The following is a 23,366-nucleotide window of genomic DNA, read 5'->3' as shown; positions in this document are numbered from 1 at the left end:
GCATTGAAGGAACGGCTTTTTGATGGTTTCAAAACAGTAAAAATAGGTGATCAACCCAGCCCAAAGTAAAAAGCCGAGTATGTAACCCACTAGTAATTTGCTGTCTACATCAACAGGTAAAAAGTGGTTTATATTTAAAATAATGCTTACGCTAAGCACTAACCCGATAAAGAATGAAAGCAGTGTTTTACGCCACATAAACCCCTCCCATTAAAGACAAGGCGAAGTTGATTACGGTGCCATACACAACAACCCTTAATGAGCGATTTTCATGTGCGCCGATAAGGGTTATTAAAATAAAGTTCATCATGATCATAGTGATGATGGAAAACACAACCGCCCAAATGTTGTATTGCTCTTTTAAAAGAAAAGCAGCCACTATTAATGCGGCGACGAACAGAGTTCTGCTTAAAACCTTCGATATGGTGGGGGCATCCGTTCTTTGATGCGTAGATGAAAAGTAAAGTGCTGCGCACCCGCCCCATAATGTTTGTAATGCGAGTATATTTGTAATTAAAAACATATAGATTCAAATCCTTTTGCTTATCTTTACCATTGGGTTTAAATGGCGAGAGCAGTGACGGCTGCTTGACTCATTTTTTGAAGTTTGTACCTGTCTTGACTAAGAACGTTTTTACAGTTGTTGCCAAACCACTCTAACGACGAATCTATGTTGCGTAGTTGTGGCTTTGAATACAGGTATTCAATGAACCCTTGATAATCTACCGCACCGTCAAAAATGGGCACCATGCCTTCTCGTGAACCTGCAGCAGCGTAAACATTATCGGGTGCAAACACGCTTAAATGCTTACTGCTACTAATATTTTTGAAATGAAAATGGTTAATGTATGGAGCGAGTAATTCGCAAGATGCAATAACATCTGCGCCAGACTCCCACACATGTAACACGTCGTAGTTTAGTTGCAGATTCGCTTTGTTAACTTCCTCAAAAAGCTCGATAGTAGACGCGACAGAGTCGGCATAGGTATTCGGATGTGTCTCTATCACTAAGTTAAGGTTATAGTCACTCAGCCAATCACAAACGAGCTTCAGGCGTTCAAAAAGTAAATGCTTCTTGTCGTCGGGTATAACGCTACTCGCTTCATTACTGGCAAACGTACGAATCTTAGTGGCTCCCCAATGCTTAGCTAAGCGGCAGAGTCGGTGGACTTTGGAATATAATGTGTCCCTCTCCTCAAAAAGAGGCAAGTAGTCACTTAGCATTGTGGCTCTCAATGAGTAACTTGAAAGCCACTCTTTACCGTATAAAGGCTGATCTTCTAAATTGGTCGCATGCGCTCCCCACAGTTCAATACCTTGGAAGCTATTCGCCACAGACCACTTTGCGATTTCAGCTATTGATATAAGCTGGTGTCTGAACGATATGGTGCATACTGAAAGGTTCATAGGGCAGCCTCCAGGTCACAAGCACTCGTTATACCGGGCTGTGCTTTAATATGAAGCTGGTGAAACGCCAACCATTCAAAGTACACATCGTTAAGCTTTGACTTTATTTGTTTTTCAGTACTATCTTGTTCATCGAGTAACCTAATAATTTCTTCGAAAAGCGGTGCAGTCTCTTTGCTTTCCTTCGCCAGCTTTGAAAGTTTGATAGCACGGTATTGTATTGCTTTATACGTCGATACAAGTTTTTCTATTTCTTCGCACCACAGTTCAAACGTGACTTCTGGAAACCCAATGTCACGCCAGAAATAAGCGAACCCGTGTTCATATGCATACTTTCTAATGGCAAGAACGGGTATTTGCTTTAAGGCTTCGCCTAATTGAGCCCCCTTGCCGTTAGGATTATCACGATGGGCAACGACAATTTTCCTTATGGCATCTGTAAGAACGTTATGCTCGGGTAAAAAAGTAGCTTTAAAGTATTCGGTAATAGTTTCAAGTGACGAAGGCACGATATCATTGCTGTCGAATAGATACCCACCTGCAACATGTGGTGATGTGATGGCATTGATAACATCCGTGCGTTCAACCTCTCCTTCCCACCTAAAGTCTGGATCATACATAAACCAACGTTGCTGGTTGTCTGTTTTCTTTAACATCACATAGTGAGGAAATGGGTTCTGGTTAAACTTGTTCTCCCGTTCTGGTAGCAAGTACATGTCTAGCATTACCATGATGTTTTGCGAAGCAGTGGCATTGTCGAGTAAGCTTTCTAATTCGGCTATATTCTGTGCCTTAGTTTTCGTGTTGTCATACCAAGGCGTAACCTCTACACCATAAATACGTTTATACCACTGAATAAAGAAGTCGTGGCTGACAGACTCGTCATGATAAGCAAGCGTATATTCCTTCGTTACGACAACATCGGCATCCCACACTCCGAAGTAAAAAGGTCGGTGGTCGACTTGTGGAGAAGCTTTGATACTTTCACACAAGCAACTTACAAAACAGTGAACTTTTATATCTTCAAAGGGCACTTCTTGAACCTGGGTAGTATCTTCGTCTTGATTTGCACCTTGATGAGATAAAATAAAACGCGCAAGACTCTCTACCGTTTTAACGTCATCTTGAGATATTGCACTTTCAGGCACTTCAATGTCGTAAGACAATTCTAGTTGAATCAGCATCTGCATTAGCACCACTGAATCAATGTAAAGATCTTCATTCAGGCGTGCCGAAGGAGAAAACTTTTCAGCGTGTTGTGATTTCATGTCGTGCGTAAGCACATGCTTAATTGTATTTATTAAAGAATCTAAATTCATAACGTGCTCTAGGCTGTAACCGCTTGTACTTCTGCTTCTAATTGGTAGCTTTCTGCTATGGCTTTTCTATTTACCTTGCCATTAGGCAAACGGGTAATAGCGTCGACTTGAACAAAATCAAAAGGGACTTGATAGGTTGCTAAGTGCTGGTGACACCAGCGTCTTAACGCGGCTTTATCCTCATCGCTATAGCGATGAGGCGCACAAAATTGTAGGAAAGCTCGATAGCCTGTGCTGTGGTCTTTTACTTTAAATAAAACCGCATCCTTAATGTGGGGATGGGTTAATACAATGTCTTCAACATCTTTGGGGTAAACGTTCAGTCCCGAAACAATTATGGTGTCATCCTGGCGCGCAACGAAGCATAGCTGTCTCCTGCCATCAATGGTTTCGAAATATCCAAGGTCGCTGGTGTGGATCTCTGAAACTTGACCATCGAGTGGTTGCTTTACCTTTATTACCATTTCACTCGGTGTTTTTGAGTTATCACCAGCTTTAACGGTAACATGAGGAAGCACTTCACCTATTACATTAGCGCGGTCAAAGGTTTTGCTTATTGCAACACATCCAGCTTCAGAGCATCCGTATTGCTGATAAAAATGTTTGATTTTGGATTTGGTTCGCTCAAACACGGGGCCTGACATTAAAGTGCCAGAGGTCATAACAGCGTGAAGCTTACTGTTGTTGGGCCATAGCATACATATGGTATCTATCATTAATGGTGACGAATACAGTAGAGGTTGCTCAAGTTTAAGCAGCGCTTTGAGTAAATGCTTGGGATTGATACTCGTAAAGACTCTAGGGTGTTTACCTCGCGCTAATCCAACTAATATCCCGCATATAAGCCCGTATGAGTGAGTAACTGGGCAAGCAATAACTGGAGTCATAGAGTTTGGCGCACTGAAATGAGAAACGTAAGCAGATACTTCCTGATTAATGCTACGCCAAGAGCGCTTGATGCTTTTAGGTTCGCCGGTGGTCCCCGAACTCATTTGGATTAAGCCCGGCGCTGTGTCAGGCGTTTCGTTATACGGAAATAAAATCACATTGTCCAGTGTTTGGTAAATAAGTGCATAGCACCCGGCTCTATCGGCGTACTTTTTGGCCAGCGATTCTGGAGTACTAGCATGAATAGGCATAACAGTAAGCCCAGCTTCTTTTGCGTAAAAACACAGTGAAAGCCAATCAGTAACGCTTTCTATGCACACAGCAACACTGCCTTTTTGTGCTTTTAGGTAAGAGGTATTTGAAAATACCTTAAATTTTGAGCTTATATCTTGGGCTGAGATGACTTTATCGTTGATACTAAGCATGTGACTCTCCACAAGTATCTTTGAAAAATTTGGCTAATGGGTTTTCAATGGTGTGATGAAACTCTTCATGCGCATTGCCTGCATGGAGTTTTTTCTTCAAGAGCGATTCAGTAATAATGCGTGGTTCAAATAGACTCAGGCGATCTATACGGGAATAATCTGTAATTCCGCTATCGTTGTATGAGCGTATAGCGCCAGCGACTTTTGACCAAAAGAACCCCTCGCTACAATAACTGTGTTTAGAAAAGAGAAAGGATAACTCCGCTAAGTTATAGACAAATACGGTATCAACGAATAGCTCTCGCAATGCGCCGATATTGTCCATCCAGTAATAGCGATTAACGGGAGCGTTGACGTAATCAGAGTTAATCTTTTCAAATTCAGGCACGCTGCATTCGTTCGCAATAAAATCTGGCACATACTCTAAACTTTCGTGAAAATCACGTAGCACTACTTTCTTGGGTAAACCATCTTTCAATATTAAGGACATGTTTTGCGCATGTGCTTCTACTGCAATACCGTGATTAACCAATAAGTGCCACACGGGAAGCACTGCAGTATTAATGAGTGCGTCTAACCATTTTTCTACGCCGTGCTTTTCAATTAAATGGGCGACAAATGGTTTACCGTCTTGTTCAGTACTAGCAAGGATGGCAAACGGTACGGTCTGAGAGTTAGGCTCGTTTAACACGCTAGCGTCACGAAAAATAGTGCTAAGACTCGGTGCTAATGCAGTAGCCCAGCTACTATTTTCGCTATCATCCCGGGGATTTTTTAACGCAATACCCGCGTATTCTTTTTGAATAGATAAAACACTTTGCCTTTGTAGCCACTCATCATTATTAATTAAGGTGGCTAACCAATTAGATATATGGGGTGCAGTACACACTGAATGAGGTTCAATTGTGCGCAAAGACGACGTGTTCACCACATTAAGCGGTAGCTTTACACTGGCTTTATTTACATTGCTTGTATTAAGCAGGGTTCTTAAAGACGTGCTGGCTTGGTAGTCATCTCCAGCTAGCCCAAGGGAGTAAACGTCACTATTTGCTAGAGGTTGCTCCAGAAGAGGCCTAATGGTTTTGTACTGCCAAGGGTGTACGGGCAACAGGCCACAATCTTGATGATTCCCACCCTGCTGGCGCAAGATGTCGGTCAAATAATTGTAGGTAGAATGGCCTAGCTCTCTTTTCCAGAAGCTTTGTTCAGTCTCGCCGTTAAAGTTTGCACTTAAAAATTCACGCTTTATCGCAAGCCACTGAAGCTTAAACGTTCCGCCAGCTTCAGGTCCGTATTGTTCATGATCTGCAACACTAAAACCGCTTCTTGATTTAAAGCATGGGTGGTACGGGTGGCCTTCTATTAGTGCAGATTCTAAGCGGTTATAACTAAGCGCGCGTCTGCTCGGCATTTGAACCAGATTCTTTTGATTCCAGCGGCAAAGTAATAGCGTGTGTTTTAATTCATCGACGAGTTTATTCCGCTTATCATCAGAGCAAGATAGCGAAGCAATGACGTTGATAGCGCGTGACAGTGTTAACGGTACACCATCTATTTTAAGCGAATTAGGATTTAAACGAACTCTACTAAAGTGAGTTATTTGGCCCTGGGCTGTTATCAGTGCCTTGCCAACATTTAGCGTAAATTTCCCGCCTTTAAAACAGTATTCGACTATGCCCTCATAAAGCAACGCTTCAAACAACTGTCGAACAACGCGCTTCTCATTTTCGCACATTACTGGAACATGTGTTTTTTTCAATACAAATTCAGGTGCTATCGTTTTTTGTATACTGGGGTTAGCAAGCATTGGCAACTACCCTATCTGAACTTTCCTGTCGTTGCTCGTTAACATGCGATGGTGCTTCACTAAGCTGTTCAATATTTTTAAATGGGTTATTTACCCATACATACACAGCTAACTCATCTTGTGCTTCAAGCTCATCAACATCCTCTACCCGGGTAAGAAGGTTGGCTTTAAAAGGAAGTTTCGCTCGCGCCAAAACTGAGGTTACGAAAGCGGTGCCCAGTGAACCTAAACTAGGCAGCATGGATTTTAATCTATGGTAGGTTTTATTTAGTAAGGTAGGCTCTAACGCGAGTTGGTCGCTACCGAGGCGACTGATCACAGCAAATAATTGATTGAAAAACAGATAATATGTAAATCGATTAATTATCATTTGTTCACTGTAAAACAGGTCTTTGCAGTGAACGAGTTGAGGCTCCATGGTTTCAAGTATTTGTTGCCTTTCTTTTGACAAATAAAAACCTTGGTTGTCACGGTAATAGTAAGCTGTAGGATAGCCTTCAGCTATTGCTAATAGTGAATTTTGTTGATGCGCCTCTAAGGCTATTCCACATTGGTCGAAGAGTCTTATTGCTGGCTCAATGGCACAATTCAAATAAGTATCAAACCATTTTGCAGCCACCTCACTACTATCAATGCCTTCTTTTTGTGCCTGCGAGTGAATGATAGAAGCAAGTCGAGATTGTCCACCGGGCACGAGAGGATCTTGAACTAGGGCTGCTATAGACTGCGTTGTGCAAGAACCAGCAGATTCATTAGTTTTATTGAAAGGGTTTTTTCTTAGTATTAACTCAAACCCACTTTCTTTACCGTTACCTGCGTTTAGAGAAATATATGCAGGGTCCTCAATAAATCTGAACTGAGGATAATGTGTAGAAAAGCCACATCGTTTAAGTAGACGGCAAAGGGTGACGCCAGCCTCTAATTCATGGTGCATATTCTTTCTTAAAGAATTAGTTACCTTCACAGGTATAGAAACTTTCACCATGTAGTTTAACTCTGCGTTATACAGAGTTCTCACTGAAGACGTAGGCGTAAATGAAGGCCCTAACTCTCCTAGTTGGAGCAACTCACCTTCAATAAGCATTTTTTGTATAGGAGCCTGAGCGCACAGCCAGTCAGCTTGAAGTGGATGTACCGCTAATAACTTTAAATTTTTACGATGTAATTCTTCAATAAGTGATTTGGTAGAAGAGGTTCCATCACTTAGCGCTATATTTTCAAGTATTTCAAAAGCGCACTCTGTTTCAGCGCTATTAGAAAATGTGATAGGTTGCTTAGCCGCAAAATAATGTAGCTTGAACTGGCCTTTTAGTTCTGGCGTGAAAAGTTCGTGCTGCCATCGATGCATTCCCTGTCTGGACTTGGGTGTGGGATGTAACCAATGCCCAAAGAGAATAGCTTGTTCAGAGTCGATAAAACGATTACTTTCCAGGTCAGGATCGCCTGCACGATTTTCTAGATACATCGCCATAATTTGATGACTTTCGATGGTCCTGGCGTAAAGTTCTAAGCTTTGCTCTGCGATTGTGTTTGTTTCGCCTTCACTGTAGATTTCGTCGATAAGCAATAGAATAGCGCTCATGAAGGAAATTTCTTCCCATTGAAGACTATTAGGAAGTTGTTTGTATACCGAGGTGAATATATGGCGTCCTACCGTGGAACGATATGATGCGAATACTGATAACCGAGTATTATTAGCGGTTAGAAAAAGCTCAACGGCATATTTATCATTTTGATGTAACTGAATACCTGTTCGTATTACCCACTCTGCTTTAGTGTGCCAAACCCCCGTATCGATTTCTTTGATATAAGCATTCATGAATGCCTGAAACGACGCGTTATTAGCCTGTTTCTTAGCGACTGAAGTCATGCATAGACCCTTTTAAGATGAGCAAATTACTGGGCCAATTTAGTGAGAATGGTTATCATTAGCAAAGACTTTTACATTTGTTACATGTGGTTATTTTTTAAGTGTTTCGTTTTAGATAATAATGTTTACAAACAAAAAAGACTGCGCAGCCCAGCGTCACCCACTCTGCAATGGGAAGTGCTATAAGAAACGAAAAGTCCGTACTTTTATCTAATGATGTTGAAGTAGTGAAATGGAATAAAAATAGTAAAAAGCAAACTGGAAACAGAATACTTCTGCCTAATGCAATGACAGCAGAATGAAACGGCCTTTCAATGGCAGTTAAAAACACACTAAGTAGTACATTACAGCCGTTTACTAGGAAAAGCGGCCAAATATACAGAATAATGATATACGCGTAGTTAGATACTTCATGTTGTGTTGGGGCAAGAAAAAGGCCAACGAAGAAAGGTTTAAACCACAGCAAACACGCTGTCAATATTAGCCCGACAGCAAATACTGTCGCTAATGCTATTAACAGGAAAGCATTGACTCTTGTCGGTTGTGAGGCACCCCGGTTGTAGCTAACAAGTAGATGAAGTGCGTCTGCGATACCAAAGCTGATCATAATACTTAAAAATATAAAGTAATTAACCACACTGTATGCAGCTACACCCTCGCTGCCAGACCTTATTACAAGTAGTGCGTTGATGACCAAGAAAAGCACACCCACGGAAATTTCATTAGTAAACTCTGAAATGCCATTCTTTAAAACGTAAAATAGACGCCGCCACGGTTTATTAAACGTTGAAAGCGTAATTGCTCGGCTCTTATCAGCGAAAAATGCCAGTAATATAATGAGCTGAAGAGCTTGTGCTAGGCCAGTTGCATAAGCTGCACCTTCCATGCCAAAGCCCAAATGCCCTACGAATAGCGCATCTAACGCTATGTTAGATACTGCACCTATAAGTAATGCGGCGGTAGCAAGTTTGGTGTAGCCATCTGCGCGTACAAGGTAGTAAAGCACCATACCTGAGAACTGAAGAATGAATACCCATCTAAGCACGGAAAAATATTGTTTTGTCAGTGGCGCGATGTCAGAAGGAACATGAAGTAGCCAAAACAAAGCTGGTTCGGCGACGTAGCTTAATACTGCCAATATTACATTAAGTGTTACGGTAACTATTAATATTTGCGTAAACAAAGCGCTGCCGGAACGGGTATCCCCCTTCCCCATAAAAGTGCCGATAGTAACGCTTCCGCCTATTGCGAGCATTAAGGAGAGCGCTACGAGAAACGTAATGTAGGGTAAAAGTAACGCTACTGCTGCTAATCCTAGAGGGCCGACGTATTGGCCTACAAAGATACCATCAACTAAACTAGCGGTTGTTAAAGCAGTAAGGCCAATTAGTGATAAAAACGATTGTTTGAAAAAAGTGCTTAATAAAGGGTTGTTTAAAATTGCAGCTTTTGTAGACAGTGCCATTACTACTTCTCGAACTTGGTTTGTCGTAATCCTAAGTTCGTTCAGCGGCCCATTCAATGAAGGTTACATTTGAAACATATGTTAATAGTATGTTGCATAAACACTGTTACGGGCATACGCAAGTAGAGAACAACGAGAGCTCTTAAAAGCCTAATTTCCGAGAAAGCAATGGTGCTGATCTTATACTGTGGGTGGTAGCGGAAAACTCGTGCTTCGATATAACAACGGCAAATTAAGAAGCGCTATTATCTGCATTAGCCATAATCTGCCAGTTTAGTTGCCTTCACTAACTAAAGTTTTCTAACTTTCTTTTTTGTCGAAGAACAGCGCTTTGAGCAGTAGCGCACGTTTTCCCAGTTTTTCTCCCACTTTTTGCGCCATGTAAACGGCCTTTCACAGACCGGGCACATTTTTGTAGGTAAATCAGACTTCTTCATTTTTGGTTAGCTTTGATAAAAATATCGTGGCGTCCTGTTTCATGGTTTCAATATTCTCTTCTTTCATCCGCCCATAGGTTTTATAAATCATAGCCATACGGTGATTGTTACTTAACTTCTCTTTGTGCTTATCAATGAAATGCCAGTAGAGGTAGTTAAAGGGGCAAGCTTTTGGTCCCGTTTTTTTTGAGACCTGATAGCCACAGTTTTTGCAATAGTTACTCATTTTGTTGATATAGCTACCGCTAGCGACGTAGGGTTTGCTTGCTAAGTTTCCACCGTCGCTGTACAAGATCATTCCCGCGACATTGGGCAGTTCAACCCATTCATAAGCATCGGCATAAACAAGCAAATACCATGCTTGTACCTCTTCAGGGCTCAGTTCGGTTAACAGGCTGAAGTTACCAATCACCATCAGCCGCTGTATGTGGTGCGCATACGCGTTTTGTTGAGTCTCTTTTATACATTGGCGCATACAGTTCATATTGGTTTGCGCATTCCAAAAGAACGAAGGCAACGAGCGAGCGTTATTGAAATAATTGTCCGTTTTCAAATTCGGCATAAAGTGCCAGTAAAAACCTCTCACATATTCACGCCAGCCCAGTATCTGTCGAATGAACCCTTCGGCAGAATTAAGAGGTACTTGGCCAGCGTGGTACGCTTGCTCGGCGGCTTGAATGGCTTCTTTGGGGGTTAATAACCCGCAGTTTAGGTAGAACGCGATATGGGAATGATAAAGCCAAGGCTTCCCCTCGACCATGGCGTCCTGATACTGACCGAAATTCGGTAGCCTTTGTTCTATAAAGGTGTTTAAAACGGTAAGGGCGTCTTCCCGCGTGACCGCAAAGTGAAAGTTATCAATATCGCCAAAATGATCGCTGAATTCGTCTTTTACTAGTTCAATTACATTCGAAGTGATGTCGTCAACGTCGAATGTGGTGTGCTTAGGCACTTTGTGAGTTTCAGGCATAGATTCACGATTTTGGGCATCGTAATTCCACTTACCACCAATGGGTTTTTTCCCCTCCATAAGTACGTTGTGCTTACGGCGCATTTCACGGTAAAAAAACTCCATTCGAAGCTGCTTTTTACCTTCCGCCCAGTCGCTAAACTCTTGGGGTGTGGATAAGAAACGATTGTCTTTGCAAATAGTAACGGGTATGCCAAGCACATTTTCCCACTGCTCTATACTTTTTAACAAGCGGTATTCACCAGGCATGGTCACTTTTACTTCAGCAAAATCCTTTTCGCTTAATGTGTGCTTAACTTGAGCGAGTAAGTCGCCTTTGTTAGCGCTATCGTTGTACTGTACATAGTTAACGTTATAGTTTTCATCACGCAAACGTTTAGCAAAGTGGCGCATAGCGCTAAATAAAAACGCTATTTTCTTTTTATGGTGCTTTACGTACGTCGCTTCTTCACGAACCTCCGCCATTAAAATGGTATCTTTGCTTTTTACAGCATCGGTAATAGCCGGTAAGGTTTCGGTAAGCTGGTCGCCTAAAACTAAAATAAGTGCTGCCATACCCTACTCTTTTATTTGCTGAAATGCGTCTAAAGCACGCTGCCGTGATGCTTTTAAATCAACTAGTGGCTTGGGATATTCTTTACCAAGTTCAATCCCTGCATCTTTTAGTATTGCACTAGGTGCTTCCCAAGGCTTGTGTATGTACTTATCAGATAGCTTATTCAATTCTGGACAAAACTTGCGAACATAGCTGCCTTTTTTATCGAACTTTTCGCCCTGCAATATAGGGTTAAAAATGCGAAAGTATGGCGAAGCGTCGGCACCAGAACCTGCTACCCATTGCCAACCGGCACTGTTACTGGCAAGGTCTGCATCTAACAGTGTATCCCAAAACCACCGCTCACCTTCATGCCAGCTAAGCAGTAAGTTTTTCACCAAAAATGATCCCACAATCATGCGTACACGGTTGTGCATGTATCCGGTTTGCCATAGTTCTCTCATACCCGCATCGACAATTGGTATTCCGGTTTTTCCTGTTTGCCAAGCCTTAAGCGCTTTAGCATCTGAACGCCAAGGGAACTTATTAAATTTTTCGTTGAAGTTTTTATTTGGCAGAGTTGGAAAATGAAACAGCAAGTAGTAGCTAAACTCTCGCCAACCTAATTCGCTCAAATAGGTTTCAATACTTTTGTCTTCACTATTGCCAAATTTGTCTTTTATTGCGTACCACACTTGGTTTGGCGAAACTTCACCAAAGTGCAAATGGGGTGATAAGCGCGATGTGCCGCGAGCTGAAGGGATATCTCGCCCGTCTTTATATTTGCGTGCAGAGTTTTCGATAAAATCTGCTAGATTATCCGCAGCTCCGTCTTCGCCTGGGGACCATTCTTTCGAAATGGTCTCGTCCCAATTGATAGTGGGCAGTAAGTTCAGCGATGCTAATTCAATGCCTTCATTTTCTACACCTGCGTAAGTTATGCGTGCTGGTGGCGCTTTAGGATAACGCGGCTCTTCTACTTGCAAACAACCTTTTTTGTAATAAGGAGTAAATACGCGATAAGGCGTGCCGTCCTTTTTGAGCACTTTCATTGGCTCCCATAAAAGACTTCCATTACAGCTGTGCGCTTCGTAATCACTGTCAATGAGAAATTGCTTAATCTCTTTGTCGCGGTTTATCTGCCATGGTTCATAGCACCGGTTCCAAAAGATAGCTTTTGCGTCAAAAGATTTCATTAATGTTGAAATGATATCCTTTGGGTTGCCTTTAAAAATTTGTAGGTGGCCATTAAGGCGCTGATTCAGAGAAGCTAAAGAATGATGAAGCCACCATTTACTGGCTCCTCCAGGTACTCTTCCGTCAGGGGTTGTATCATCATAAATATAGATGGGTACTATTTTCCCCATATCACAAGCTGCATTTAATGCCGGATTGTCTTTTACGCGTAGGTCTTGTCTGAACCACATGATACTAACAGGAACGGTCACTTTTTTTCCTCAGGCGTTGCGCCAAATTTAAATATTATTCGTATCTAATGTCTTACGAAGAAAAGCGGATTCAAGATCCGTCTAGATATTAAAAATAACGCTTAAAATTAGTATGATAAATCAACATTCTAACGATAAAACTAAATTTAATGATAAACGAGGCCTATTTTGGTTCAGGCATGATCTGAGACTGCACGATAATGCGGCCATTACAGCGTTGTGTGAACAGGTCAGTCAAATCACATTCGTCTATATTTTAGATGACAAAAACTTTACGCCTAACGCGTTCGGGCTTAATCCAATGGGCGAGCATAGACGCACATTTTTGCTTGAGACATTGTTAGATTTAAAACGCCAATTAGCAAAGTTTGGCCACGACTTACTTGTTGCGAAAGGTAGTGCCGCTCAGTGTCTAGTTGAGCTGTTGAAGTCAGGGCAGTACACCCACCTTGGAGTTAGTCAATATTGTGGTTATGATGAAACCGCAGAATTAAACACAGTAAAACGTTTCTTTGACTCACTAACTATTGTCGAGCGCTCGACGTTTGGTCTTTTTGACGCACAAACATTTCCGTTTAGTATTGAAGAGATGCCCGATGTTTTCAGTCCGTTTCGACGCAAAGTAGAGAAACATTGCAAACCGTTAGCGGTTCATCCTACACCTGAGTCCCTACCTACCTCCTTCACACCAACATTAAACGCGTCTTTTCTGTTCAGTCTTGACCTCGATTTACCGAAACCGTCTGAATCTTCGTTCGTTGGTGGTGAAACCGCAGCGCTTTCTCACCTAAACACGTATTTATTTGACTGGCATGCTGCGTCATCCTACAAGGAAACACGTAATGCACTTGATACATGGAAAGACAGCACAAAGTTGTCTGCCTGGTTAGCAAATGGTTCACTTTCTGCGCGCGAAGTGATGAGGCAAGTACATAACTTTGAAGAGACCGTTGAAAAAAATGATTCCACTTATTGGATTTATTTCGAGCTTTTGTGGCGAGAATTTTTTCACTGGCTGCAGTGTAAGTATGGCGCTAAATGGTTTCGCTTTAGCGGCATTCAAGGTAAAACTCCTTCCACTTCACATTGCCCTGAGACCTTTGCTCAATGGTGTGAAGGCAATACTGGATACCCTATTGTAGACGCGTGTATGCGACAACTAGCAGAAACAGGCTATATGTCGAACCGCGGTAGGCAGCTTGTTGCTAGCTGCTTTGTACACGAACTTCGGCAAGACTGGCGTTACGGTGCTGCATGGTTTGAGCATCAGTTAGTTGATCATGATGTGGGAAGCAATTGGGGAAATTGGCTCTACCTTGCCGGCGTGGGAAGCGACCCTCGCGGACATAGGCAATTCAACCTTCAAAAACAGACTGAAATTTACGATCCGGCAGGCGCATTTCGTAATAAATGGCTGTAGTTTTTAAACTGTATGGCGTCAGATAACTTAAAAAAGGCTAACTTAAAAGAGATAGTCACGGTTATATGGTTAAAGCGAGACCTTCGCTTACGTGATCACGAGCCTTTTTATCGCGCTGTTGAGGCAGGAGAAAAGATACTCCCACTATTTTGTTGGGAGCCCTCGCTTATCGCAGACCCGCATATGGACCTTCGCCATTGGCAATTTATGCAACAAAGTATAGATGACATTAACAGTCAATTGCCCGCTCATGCACGTGTTTTGTCCTTGCACTGTGAAGTAATAGAGGCACTTGAACTTATTGCTCAAAATTACAACATTGGAGCGGTTAGGAGTTACCAAGAAACCGGTCTTTCAGTTACGCATAACCGTGATATTGACGTTGCTAAATACCTGATAAATAGACCAATTGTATTCGCTGAATATCAGTATGGTGCAGTAATACGTGGTCTGCCTCATAGAGCACAATGGCAGCAACACTGGGAGCTCCATTTCGAAACCCCCACCTATGATTTTGATATAGAAACGGCTAATTGGGCTAACTGGCGTGAATATAAAGACATTTTAAACGCGTCGAAATCTATTAACGAGATAGCTGAACTTAAACGGTCATCGCCTGACCTACCCAACTACTGTAGCGGTAATATAGACGGTAGCGCACTCAAGAGCGAAATGACTGAAGTTGAAGTAACACCTAATATCGCGTTGATGCAGCCTGGTGGCGAAAAGCGTGCTTGGCAGGTTTTGAAGGATTTTTTCAGTTCTCGTGGACAGTATTATCACCAACATATTTCAAAACCTGAGTATGCACGACGCGCATGCTCACGATTAAGCCCTTATCTCGCATGGGGCAACATTTCTATCAAGCAGGTCTATCAAAGCGTTCAGTTGGAAAAACAAGCTAAGAAAGCTTTGCCAACATCACAGCGCAAACAGTGGAGTCGCGCCCTATCCGCTTTAACATCTAGGCTGCACTGGCACTGCCACTTTATTCAAAAATTTGAGAGTGAGGCCAGTATAGAGTGGCGCCCAATGAACCGTGCTTATGAGCACTTCCCTTTTATAGACGGGCCGGAAGCTGAGCGACGTTTCTATTTCTGGAGCATTGGACATACAGGCTACCCTTTGGTAGACGCCTGCATGAGAGCGCTACGACATACCGGATATATAAACTTTCGGATGCGGGCAATGGTAACGAGTTTTTTATGCCACCATTTAAACGTGCACTGGCTGAAAGCCGCACATTACCTTGCAACACAGTTTTTAGACTTTGAACCGGGGATCCACTACCCCCAAATACAAATGCAGGCAAGTGTCACTGGTATCCATACCGTAAGGCTGTACAACCCGGCAACACAGTCACAAAAATTAGACCCTGATGGCGTATTTATTAAGAAGTGGGTGCCAGAGCTAGCTAAACTACCTAATGAAGCAGTTCATGCGCCCTACGACCTACCGCCATTAGAAGCGCAAATGCTTGGTTTTGACGTTAAACAAGATTATGTGCTGCCCATTATTGATATTGCAGAGAATAACCGTATAACAGCGAAACGTTTATGGGACTATCGCGAGCGCGATGATGTGGTAAAAGAAGCGCAGCGTATTGTCAGGCGCCATACCATGCAAAATAGTCCAAGCAGAATATGGCTCAAATCACAAATTGAAAAAACAGCCTAACGGTTATTCTTTCTTAGCCACTCATTTAATAGCTTAATCTGACCACACTTGTAGGCCGCATACATTAGCCGCATAGCGTTCGACATAGCTTCACTGTCGGTCCAACCTGTTTTGTCACGAATTTCGTCATAGCAAGCCTTAGCCTCTGGGCTCACGTACCCTCTTACAAGTTTCTTTCCTGCGTCTTTCTGTCTTTCTCTAAACCGGCGCTGCTTGTCCGCATTTGCTTTAGCTTTATCCGCAGGACTCTTTTTTATGGCTTTTTTTGTTGTTTGTTCTGTCATAGTTTTCACATAAAGGTACGCTATTGTGAAGCGTAGAATAATCGCTGTTTATAAATTGCGCTTGTAGGGCAACATTTGCACGAGTTAAATTAACTAAGAATATATTAGCATGCGTTTTTCTTCAGAAAAATGACTGTTCAGAGTTGTTTGGCGTACAAGTGTTCGCTAAATTAACACCGTCACTTAAATAACAACAATGAGTTGGGAATGTCCGAGAAGAAAAGTAGTTTTAATAAAGAAGATTTATTGGCGTGTAGCCGTGGTGAAATGTTTGGTCCGGGTAACAGCCAGCTACCTGCACCAAATATGCTAATGATGGACCGTGTTGTTTCAATTACTGAAGACGGCGGTGAACATGGCAAAGGCGAGATTATTGCTGAGTTAGATATTAACCCAGATTTATGGTTTTTTGATTGCCACTTTCCAGGCGACCCTGTCATGCCAGGCTGTCTTGGTCTAGACGCAATGTGGCAACTAGTTGGCTTTTTCCTTGGTTGGAGCGGCGGGCCTGGCAAAGGGCGTGCGCTAGGTGTTGGTGAAGTGAAGTTTACCGGTCAGATTCTACCAACAGCCAAAAAAGTTACGTATAAAATTACGATGAAGCGCGTAATTAAGCGTAAACTTTTCATGGGTATGGCTGATGGTTCGGTTGAGGTCGACGGGCGTGAAATTTATGTCGCGAAAGATTTGAAAGTAGGTCTGTTCCAAGATACATCAAATTTTTAAACGCTGTTTTTAGTCGACATTGTATATAAAAACGCTGCCGCACAAAAAAGCCCCTTTTCAGGGGCTTTCCTTTTTGCATAATCAGTTCATAAAAGAGAAGTGTTATTTAACGCTTAAACCTAAGTGTCTATCCTCTACTGCCTCACGCCACCCACCTAACCACTGTGAACGTGCATCGTTTTGCTGAAATGGACAATTTTCCTTTGAACGACCGCTAATACCAGCTTGATAGCCTTTAGAATGAGCGCGAGTCATTTTATCTCTTTTTTGTCTTTTCATTGATTAGCCTCTTTTGTTTGTTGGACGTACAACAAATCATTTTCTCGAGCGCTCTACATCATATCGGTTGATAGTGCCGGAAAAGTGATTGCGTACACTACTTTGATAGTGCAATTAACAAAATGGTTCAAGAAAAATATAAAATTAAAACGCTTGACAATCGTTAAATAAATGAAGTTTCGATGAAATTTATATTACATTTTTTATGCATAAATATGTCTGTTTTTGCATTTTTTAGGCATAAAAAAAGCCACACGAATGTGGCTTTATTAAACTCATCATGAATTTACATGAGGAGGTTATTTATTTTTTAAAACGTCTGCGCACAAAAGCAGCGGCAAACAAACCAAAGAACGTAAGCCAGCCAGTGGATGCGCCACTGCGCTCAAACGGCTGTTCGTCCTCAGGTACTTCACAGTCTTCGATAGAGCCATTAGCTATCGGAGATAGCTTAACTGCAACGACAGAGTCAACCAGTTCTGTTTCACCGCTTGAGTTTATGATGTCGACGCCGGTTACGTATTTACTGTTTATCTTAATACGCGCATTAGCAATAATTTCGTTGTCATCGTTGATATCAACCGCTTCGATTAATTCGTAAGTGTTGTCACACGAGACTAAATCATTAAGATCCAAAAACTCTTCAGTATCAATGTTATACATAAATGCAGCGGTTTCACGTAGCGTGTCGCTTGTCGCATCGACATCTGCCTTACCCACCACGATATTGTTATTGTTAATTGCGTTCGCAGTAACACCGGCACTCACGAAAAAGCCATCAGGGTATTTTTGTTCTTGAGTATCTAAGTTATAAACAAAAAGGCGTGAACGAGCGATACTGCTTTGCGAACGAAGTACAGCGCCAGTTACCCAGTTCTCATCGTTTATAGCAATTGCTTGGCTGATAAGATTTTCTTCGCGAGGAAGAAGTTCAATAGTCTCGCCGTCTCTGAATACAGTTGCAACGCGCTCACTTTCAGTTAAGCCCGATTGGTTAGGTCGGTTGATCGTAATGCGATCGCCAGTTAGCCCTTCTCCCACCGCAATACCTTGATCATTAATATCATAAGCGTAGGTAAAGTAGTGTGCTGTATCGTCTTCATCCGGCTCGAACAGTAATGGATAAGTATCAGTGCTAATCACGTCTCCATTAACGTCAACTTGCCATATGGTGGCGTTAACTTCTGACAACAAAACGAAGCCAGGCAAGTAGTTCGTAGAAGTATTTAAGAAATAACTAGAAATGCGTGGTACTGCAAAGTCACCATTGTAAATGGTGAAAAGACAACGCCCTTCAGACTGATCGCCACGTAACTCATCGTCTGCACAAGTTTCAATAGCTTCATCTACCTGGTCTTGAAAACTGACCGTACTGAAGCCTGCTACTTGTAAGTTTGCATTTATTGCTCGGGCCGAAGAAAAGCCGCCTGCTGTTGTGTCTACAGCTGGTAGTGCTTTAGACACACCAGATGCTTGAATAAAACCTTGCTGCGCCGATTCTGCATAAGTGTAGTTTATGGTATCGCCATCTTCATCTTCGTATGGGTCTAAAACAACTAAACCAGATGAATCGCCTACTACAAAGTTGCCGTTTAAGCTGTCTCTACCTATCGCTTCTACCGAGCGGGTGTAATCATCAAATTTTTCAGTCACTTCGTCCAAACCCGGTACCAAAGAAGTATCTTGGGTGTCAGTTAAGAAGGTTCTGAAAGGCGCAAGTTTCTGACCTGTGGTCGCAGTACTAGACGAGAGTAGATAGTTAACGATTGTCGTATAATCTGAATCAGTGAACACACCTTGGCGCGCATCGTCTTCATTTTCTAAAGCAGAGCCGTTAACATCGAAGAAAGTGGTATCTTCTTCTAACTGCTCCACATCTACAGGTGGGTTATATTCAAGCTGCACAACAGACAGCATTTTGCCTGAGTTGTCGATTGAACGTGCAAAATTGTTTCTAGCGGTATCCTGTAAAGGAAGAGGCGTCACTGAATAGGTCGCGGCAAATGCCGAAACACTTCCTGTTGCCAACAGAACGGCGGCGGCAAGCTGAGTTCGTTTCATTTAAAATCCTATTTACTGCTGATTATCTTCCAGCATACTTTCTAGTTCATCCCAGCGCGCATATTTCTGGGAAAGTAATTCTTCTTTATCTGCCAGCTCGGCTAACGCCTTGGCAGTAACGTCACTGTCTTGTTTGAAAAAGTCTGGGTCGTTGACTTTTTCTTGCATAGCCTCAAGTTCTTCCTCAAGTGTTTCTAGTTCTTTCGGTAAGGACTCAAGTTCACGCTGGTCTTTGTATGATAGCTTTTTCGTCTTACGGGGAGAAGACTTAGCACTAGGACTGTCTGAAGCTGAATTAGTTTCATTCTTTACCTTGGCTTTCTCTTCCTTTTCGATTTGCTGACGTTTTTCCTGTTGCTCTTTATACCAGTTTTCTACGTCAGTGAAACCCCCAATAAATTCGCGAAGCATTCCATTACCCTCGAACACCACGCTACTATTCGCTACGTTATCCACAAATTCCCTATCGTGACTGACTAAAAGCACGGTGCCGGTATATTCGTTGAGTAATGTTTCGAGCATCTCTAAGGTTTCGACATCAAGATCGTTAGTTGGCTCATCCAGTACCAAAACATTACTTGGCTTAAGCATGAGTTTGGCCAACATTAAGCGATTCTTCTCACCACCAGATAGCGATTTAACTGGCGCATTAACGCGCTCAGGTGTGAATAGATAGTCTTGTAGGTAGCTAATAACGTGGCGCGGATGACCATTTACCATCAGGTCGCGTTTACCGTCGCCTACTGCGTCTATCACAGACTTCTCTAAATCCAAGCCGTGGCGATGTTGGTCAAAGTATGCCACTTCAAGGTTTGTGCCTTGTTTGCAGTTGCCGTTGTCGGGTTGCAACTCGCCCAATAATAGCTTGATAAGCGTACTTTTACCGCTTCCATTAGGACCAATGAGAGCAAGCTTGTCGCCACGTAAAACATTCAGGTTTAACCCTTTAACAATGGGTTTTCCTTCAATGCTGTAGCTCAAATCTTTTACTTCAAACACCATTTTTCCAGAGCGTGCGCCCTGATGTTGATTGACTACCGCATTGCCTTGAACTGCTCGGCGCGCTTTGCGCTCTTCACGGAGCTTTTTCAGCGCTCTAACTCGGCCTTCGTTGCGGGTACGGCGAGCTTTAATGCCCTGACGAATCCACACCTCTTCTTGCGCTAGCTTTTTATCAAACTCAGCGTTTTGTGACGCTTCAACTTCTAAATCGTGCTGTTTCTTTTCTAAATAAGTTTCGTAGTTACCCGGATAGCTCGTAACCGAGCCACGGTCAAGGTCAATAATTCGCGTAGCCATGGCACGTATAAATGCACGGTCGTGGCTTACAAACACAATAGCACCCTGATAATTGCTCAAGCTCGATTCAAGCCAGCGGATCATCTCAATATCAAGGTGGTTAGTGGGTTCGTCTAACAGTAATATATCTGGTTGGCGCACTAACGCACGGGCTAAAGCGGCTTTTCTTCGCCAGCCTCCAGATAACGTTGATAACGATATCTCAGGGTCAAGCTTAAGCATGGTAAGCGTTTGCTCAATCTGCTGCTCGAACTGCCACGCGTCTCTGGCTTCTAATTGCTCTTGTAAACGCTGCAGCTTATTTAAGTTAGCTTCACTTGGGTCTTCACCCACGACGCGGGTTTGATGAAAATACGCTTTCAGCGTTTCGCCCACATCAGATAAGCCTTCGGCAACATAATCGAACAAAGTTACGTCTGTCGTCTGCGGTGGGTCCTGTTCTAAACGTGCAATTACGGTATTATTTTCGATAATGCGCTGGCCATCGTCGGCAATAATATCGCCTGCGATAACTTTCATAAGGGTGGATTTACCGCTCCCGTTGCGCCCAACTAAACATACGCGTTCTTTAGGTTGAACAACCAGCTCAACGCCGTCTAAAAGCGGCGGATTTCCGTAAATAACAGTGATGTTTTTTAACTGCAAAATGCTCACTGAAGAAACTCCTCTAAATCGGCGGCACTAAAAGGCCATCCAATTTCTTTTTCATTATCGGCCCGCTTCAAAACTGGAATACGAGCGCCATACAAGTGATAAAGCTCGGTACTTGTACGAATATTGACTTTCTCAATAACAAGCGATGAAAACATAGACGTTTGCTGCAGTTCAACATCGGCTAAATCACAAAGACCACATTGAGGGCCCGTGTAGAAAATTATTTTCATGAACGTAGAATCCAGCACTGGTGTATTTTCCCTTTACGGGCAAAATCTTCGGGTATGGTTTCGTGGGTGATATTTTCAATGTCCAAGCCAAGGTCGCTGATGGCTGGCTCGTCTAACTTAAAACCACGCTTGTTGTTAGAGAAGATGATGATCCCCTGCTCTTTTAAACACGCTTTAGCGTCGGTAAGCATTTTTACGTGGTCGCGCTGTACATCCCACGTGCTTTGCATCCGCTTTGAGTTAGAAAACGACGGTGGGTCGATAAATATTAGGTCATATTTACCTTTGTGCGTACCTAGCCATGTGGTGCAATCGGCTTGAATAAAGGCATGGGGACCACTTAATTTATTAAGCGCTATATTTTTCTTTGCCCATTCCAAATAGGTATTCGACATATCTACTGTGGTAACAGACTTGGCGCCGCCCATAGCTGCAAATACAGATACGCTGCCCGTGTAAGAAAACAAATTCAACACGTCTTTGTCTTTAGACAAGGTTTTTACTTTTTGACGGGTATTACGGTGGTCTAAGAAAAGACCCGTGTCCAAGTAATCAGTCAGGTTTACCAAAAAGCGTGCGTTATTTTCGAACACTTCCATCATTTCGCCTGACTGGTTAATTTTTTCGTATTGCTTAGTCCCTTTCTGCTGGCTACGCACTTTAAGCGCAATGTGCTTGGGTGAGGCTCCGGTTACTGCTGGTAAATGTAGTAAAACCTCTTGGAGGCGTTTACGGGCTTTATCTTCTGATACGGTTTTTGGTGGCGCGTACTCTTGAACGACCAGCCAATCGCCATACCTGTCTACAGCAACGTTATAGTCCGGTAAGTCAGCATCGTATATGCGGTAACAGTTAGTGTTAGCGCTCTTTATCCAACCTTTCATGCGTTTAAGGTTTTTCTTGAGGCGATTCGCAAACTCATGGTTGCTGGCGTCTTCACTAAATTGAACCGTGTTTTGTTCATCAAGCACATAGTTGGCCAAGCGACACTCTAACTTGCCGTTATTCATGGCATAGTCTTTAGTGGCACGAAGCTTTAGTACACGTAGCAAGTCACGGTTACTACTTAAAAGCGACACGTGCCAGCCTTTCCATGCTTCTTTAAAGCGCTTACCCCAATCGCTAAATAGCGGGATCAACGAAGTAAGTTCACCTAAACGCTCTCCGTATGGCGGGTTGGAAACCACGTAGCCAGGAGTACTAACTGGCGGCGAGGACTTGGTAGCATCTTGCTGAGAAAACGATATATCGTTAAACACGCCAGCAAAATCAGCGTTAGCTTTTGCAATCGCCACCATTTTGCGACTGAAGTCGCCCGCATAAATACCGCCGCAGCTTGGCTTTTGAACTGAAATAGCATGTTCAATCAAATCGTCCCAAACCTTAGCTTCATGGCCAAGCCATTTAGTAAAGCCCCAGTATGAACGCTTTATACCCGGTGCGATATTTCGGGCAATGTAAGCCGCTTCTATGGCGATAGTGCCTGAACCGCACATAAGGTCTACTAATGGCGCGTCGGTATTTTCCGTCCAACCACTACGCATTAACATGGCGCTTGCAATATGCTCTTTAAGCGGCGCGTCGCCCGTTTCTTGTCGGTACGCGCGTTGGTGCAAGCTGGCGCCAGCTAGGTCTATGCCTAAAATCACGTTATCGCGATGCAGCCTTGCATATACAGAGATATCAGGGGTTTTACGCTCTACTGATGGGCGCGGTAAGCCCTGCTCTACGAATGAATCGACTATGGCGTCTTTAACACGAACCGCACCAAATTGGGTATTTTTGATAGCAAAGTTAGTTCCGATAAACTGTACAGATAAGGTATGACGTGAATCCATCTGCATTTGCCAGTCAATGCCCATCGCCGTGTTGTAAAGTGCATCTGCGTCACCTGCTTTTCCTGATGCAAGCACCCAAATTACGCGATTAGCTAAGCGTGACCATAGGCAAAGTTTATAAGCGTCTTCTTTTGACCCTTCAAACTGAATAGTACCAGGCCCCTGTTTAACTTGTGCATCAGGGCAAAGGCTTAGCACCTCTTGTTTCAATAGTTCGTCAAGACCGCGACTGGTCGTAACCAGAATAGTATTCATTCATGTACCTGTTTTTGATGTACGCGCTTACCGTAAAGCACGCACACGAGAGATTGGTTTCGGGTGTACTTT

19 protein-coding genes are annotated in these 23,366 nt (G+C 43.0%); 3 read left to right on the top strand and 16 right to left on the bottom strand.

Annotated elements, in window-relative coordinates:
* Nucleotides 1-187: 187 nt before the first annotated feature.
* The 10 genes from ACYTPF_RS15950 to ACYTPF_RS15905 all read right to left on the bottom strand — a co-directional run bounded on the left by ACYTPF_RS15950 (nt 188) and on the right by ACYTPF_RS15905 (nt 12,571).
* Nucleotides 188-523 carry a hypothetical protein gene (locus ACYTPF_RS15950; RefSeq protein ID WP_461852903.1) on the bottom strand — a complete coding sequence of 112 codons (336 nt, stop codon included), beginning with the start codon at nt 521-523 and terminating at the stop codon, nt 188-190.
* Between the two features lie 38 nt (nt 524-561).
* On the bottom strand, nt 562-1,407 hold the full coding sequence (locus ACYTPF_RS15945) for a sugar phosphate isomerase/epimerase family protein (protein WP_461852902.1): 846 nt from the start codon (nt 1,405-1,407) through the stop codon (nt 562-564).
* Nucleotides 1,404-2,726 carry a DUF6005 family protein gene (locus ACYTPF_RS15940; RefSeq protein ID WP_461852901.1) on the bottom strand — a complete coding sequence of 441 codons (1,323 nt, stop codon included), beginning with the start codon at nt 2,724-2,726 and terminating at the stop codon, nt 1,404-1,406. The genes ACYTPF_RS15945 and ACYTPF_RS15940 overlap by 4 nt, the downstream gene beginning before the upstream one ends.
* A gap of 8 nt (nt 2,727-2,734) precedes the next feature.
* A complete protein-coding gene (locus tag ACYTPF_RS15935; protein WP_461852900.1) occupies nt 2,735-4,039 on the bottom strand; it encodes an AMP-binding protein in 1,305 nt (434 codons plus the stop codon).
* The gene (locus tag ACYTPF_RS15930) at nt 4,032-5,846 is read right to left on the bottom strand and encodes an IucA/IucC family protein (RefSeq protein ID WP_461852899.1); all 1,815 of its coding nucleotides are present in this window, start codon (nt 5,844-5,846) and stop codon (nt 4,032-4,034) included. Before ACYTPF_RS15930 ends, ACYTPF_RS15935 begins: the two co-directional genes overlap by 8 nt.
* Nucleotides 5,836-7,716 (bottom strand): IucA/IucC family protein, encoded by a 1,881-nt coding sequence (locus ACYTPF_RS15925; RefSeq protein ID WP_461852898.1) that lies wholly within the window; start codon nt 7,714-7,716, stop codon nt 5,836-5,838. The genes ACYTPF_RS15930 and ACYTPF_RS15925 overlap by 11 nt, the downstream gene beginning before the upstream one ends.
* Nucleotides 7,717-7,813: 97 nt before the next feature.
* Complete coding sequence (locus tag ACYTPF_RS15920) at nt 7,814-9,181, bottom strand: MATE family efflux transporter (RefSeq protein ID WP_461852897.1); 1,368 nt, start codon at nt 9,179-9,181, stop codon at nt 7,814-7,816.
* 290 nt (nt 9,182-9,471) lie between these two features.
* The gene (locus tag ACYTPF_RS15915) at nt 9,472-9,618 is read right to left on the bottom strand and encodes a DUF2256 domain-containing protein (protein ID WP_071951583.1); all 147 of its coding nucleotides are present in this window, start codon (nt 9,616-9,618) and stop codon (nt 9,472-9,474) included.
* Nucleotides 9,605-11,143, bottom strand: a complete 1,539-nt coding sequence (locus tag ACYTPF_RS15910) for a cryptochrome/photolyase family protein (protein WP_461852896.1) — start codon at nt 11,141-11,143, stop codon at nt 9,605-9,607. Before ACYTPF_RS15910 ends, ACYTPF_RS15915 begins: the two co-directional genes overlap by 14 nt.
* Nucleotides 11,144-11,146: 3 nt before the next feature.
* Nucleotides 11,147-12,571, bottom strand: coding sequence for a cryptochrome/photolyase family protein (locus ACYTPF_RS15905; protein WP_461852895.1), 1,425 nt, complete (start codon nt 12,569-12,571; stop codon nt 11,147-11,149).
* A gap of 112 nt (nt 12,572-12,683) precedes the next feature.
* On the opposite strand from ACYTPF_RS15905, the gene ACYTPF_RS15900 reads away from it, so the two are divergent.
* Both ACYTPF_RS15900 and ACYTPF_RS15895 read left to right on the top strand, forming a co-directional pair.
* Nucleotides 12,684-13,991 (top strand): DASH family cryptochrome, encoded by a 1,308-nt coding sequence (locus ACYTPF_RS15900; protein WP_461852894.1) that lies wholly within the window; start codon nt 12,684-12,686, stop codon nt 13,989-13,991.
* A gap of 12 nt (nt 13,992-14,003) precedes the next feature.
* Nucleotides 14,004-15,668: a cryptochrome/deoxyribodipyrimidine photo-lyase family protein gene (locus ACYTPF_RS15895; RefSeq protein WP_461852893.1), complete on the top strand. Its 1,665-nt coding sequence runs from the start codon at nt 14,004-14,006 to the stop codon at nt 15,666-15,668.
* Here the strand turns inward: ACYTPF_RS15895 and ACYTPF_RS15890 are convergent.
* Entirely contained in the window at nt 15,665-15,952 is a 288-nt protein-coding gene (locus tag ACYTPF_RS15890; RefSeq protein ID WP_136781566.1) for a hypothetical protein, read from the bottom strand. The genes ACYTPF_RS15895 and ACYTPF_RS15890 overlap by 4 nt on opposite strands.
* Before the next feature lie 207 nt (nt 15,953-16,159).
* On the opposite strand from ACYTPF_RS15890, the gene fabA reads away from it, so the two are divergent.
* Nucleotides 16,160-16,678 carry a bifunctional 3-hydroxydecanoyl-ACP dehydratase/trans-2-decenoyl-ACP isomerase gene (gene fabA, locus ACYTPF_RS15885; protein WP_025255307.1) on the top strand — a complete coding sequence of 173 codons (519 nt, stop codon included), beginning with the start codon at nt 16,160-16,162 and terminating at the stop codon, nt 16,676-16,678.
* Between the two features lie 102 nt (nt 16,679-16,780).
* Here fabA and rmf read toward each other — a convergent pair whose 3' ends face one another.
* The 5 genes from rmf to rlmKL form a co-directional block, all read right to left on the bottom strand.
* A complete protein-coding gene (rmf, locus tag ACYTPF_RS15880) occupies nt 16,781-16,957 on the bottom strand; it encodes a ribosome modulation factor (RefSeq protein WP_039220169.1) in 177 nt (58 codons plus the stop codon).
* Nucleotides 16,958-17,260: 303 nt separating this feature from the next.
* Nucleotides 17,261-19,018: a DUF3466 family protein gene (locus ACYTPF_RS15875; RefSeq protein ID WP_461852892.1), complete on the bottom strand. Its 1,758-nt coding sequence runs from the start codon at nt 19,016-19,018 to the stop codon at nt 17,261-17,263.
* A gap of 12 nt (nt 19,019-19,030) precedes the next feature.
* Nucleotides 19,031-20,971, bottom strand: a complete 1,941-nt coding sequence (uup, locus tag ACYTPF_RS15870; RefSeq protein ID WP_461852891.1) for an ATP-binding cassette ATPase Uup — start codon at nt 20,969-20,971, stop codon at nt 19,031-19,033.
* On the bottom strand, nt 20,968-21,201 hold the full coding sequence (locus ACYTPF_RS15865) for a glutaredoxin family protein (RefSeq protein WP_179983474.1): 234 nt from the start codon (nt 21,199-21,201) through the stop codon (nt 20,968-20,970). Before ACYTPF_RS15865 ends, uup begins: the two co-directional genes overlap by 4 nt.
* Nucleotides 21,198-23,294: a bifunctional 23S rRNA (guanine(2069)-N(7))-methyltransferase RlmK/23S rRNA (guanine(2445)-N(2))-methyltransferase RlmL gene (gene rlmKL, locus ACYTPF_RS15860; protein WP_461852890.1), complete on the bottom strand. Its 2,097-nt coding sequence runs from the start codon at nt 23,292-23,294 to the stop codon at nt 21,198-21,200. The genes ACYTPF_RS15865 and rlmKL overlap by 4 nt, the downstream gene beginning before the upstream one ends.
* Nucleotides 23,295-23,366 lie beyond the last annotated feature (72 nt).

This window comes from Alteromonas sp. HB246098 (genome assembly GCF_054890645.1).
The sequence above is the reverse complement of the archived record's forward strand: the minus strand, read 5'-3'. Positions and strand labels throughout refer to the sequence as shown.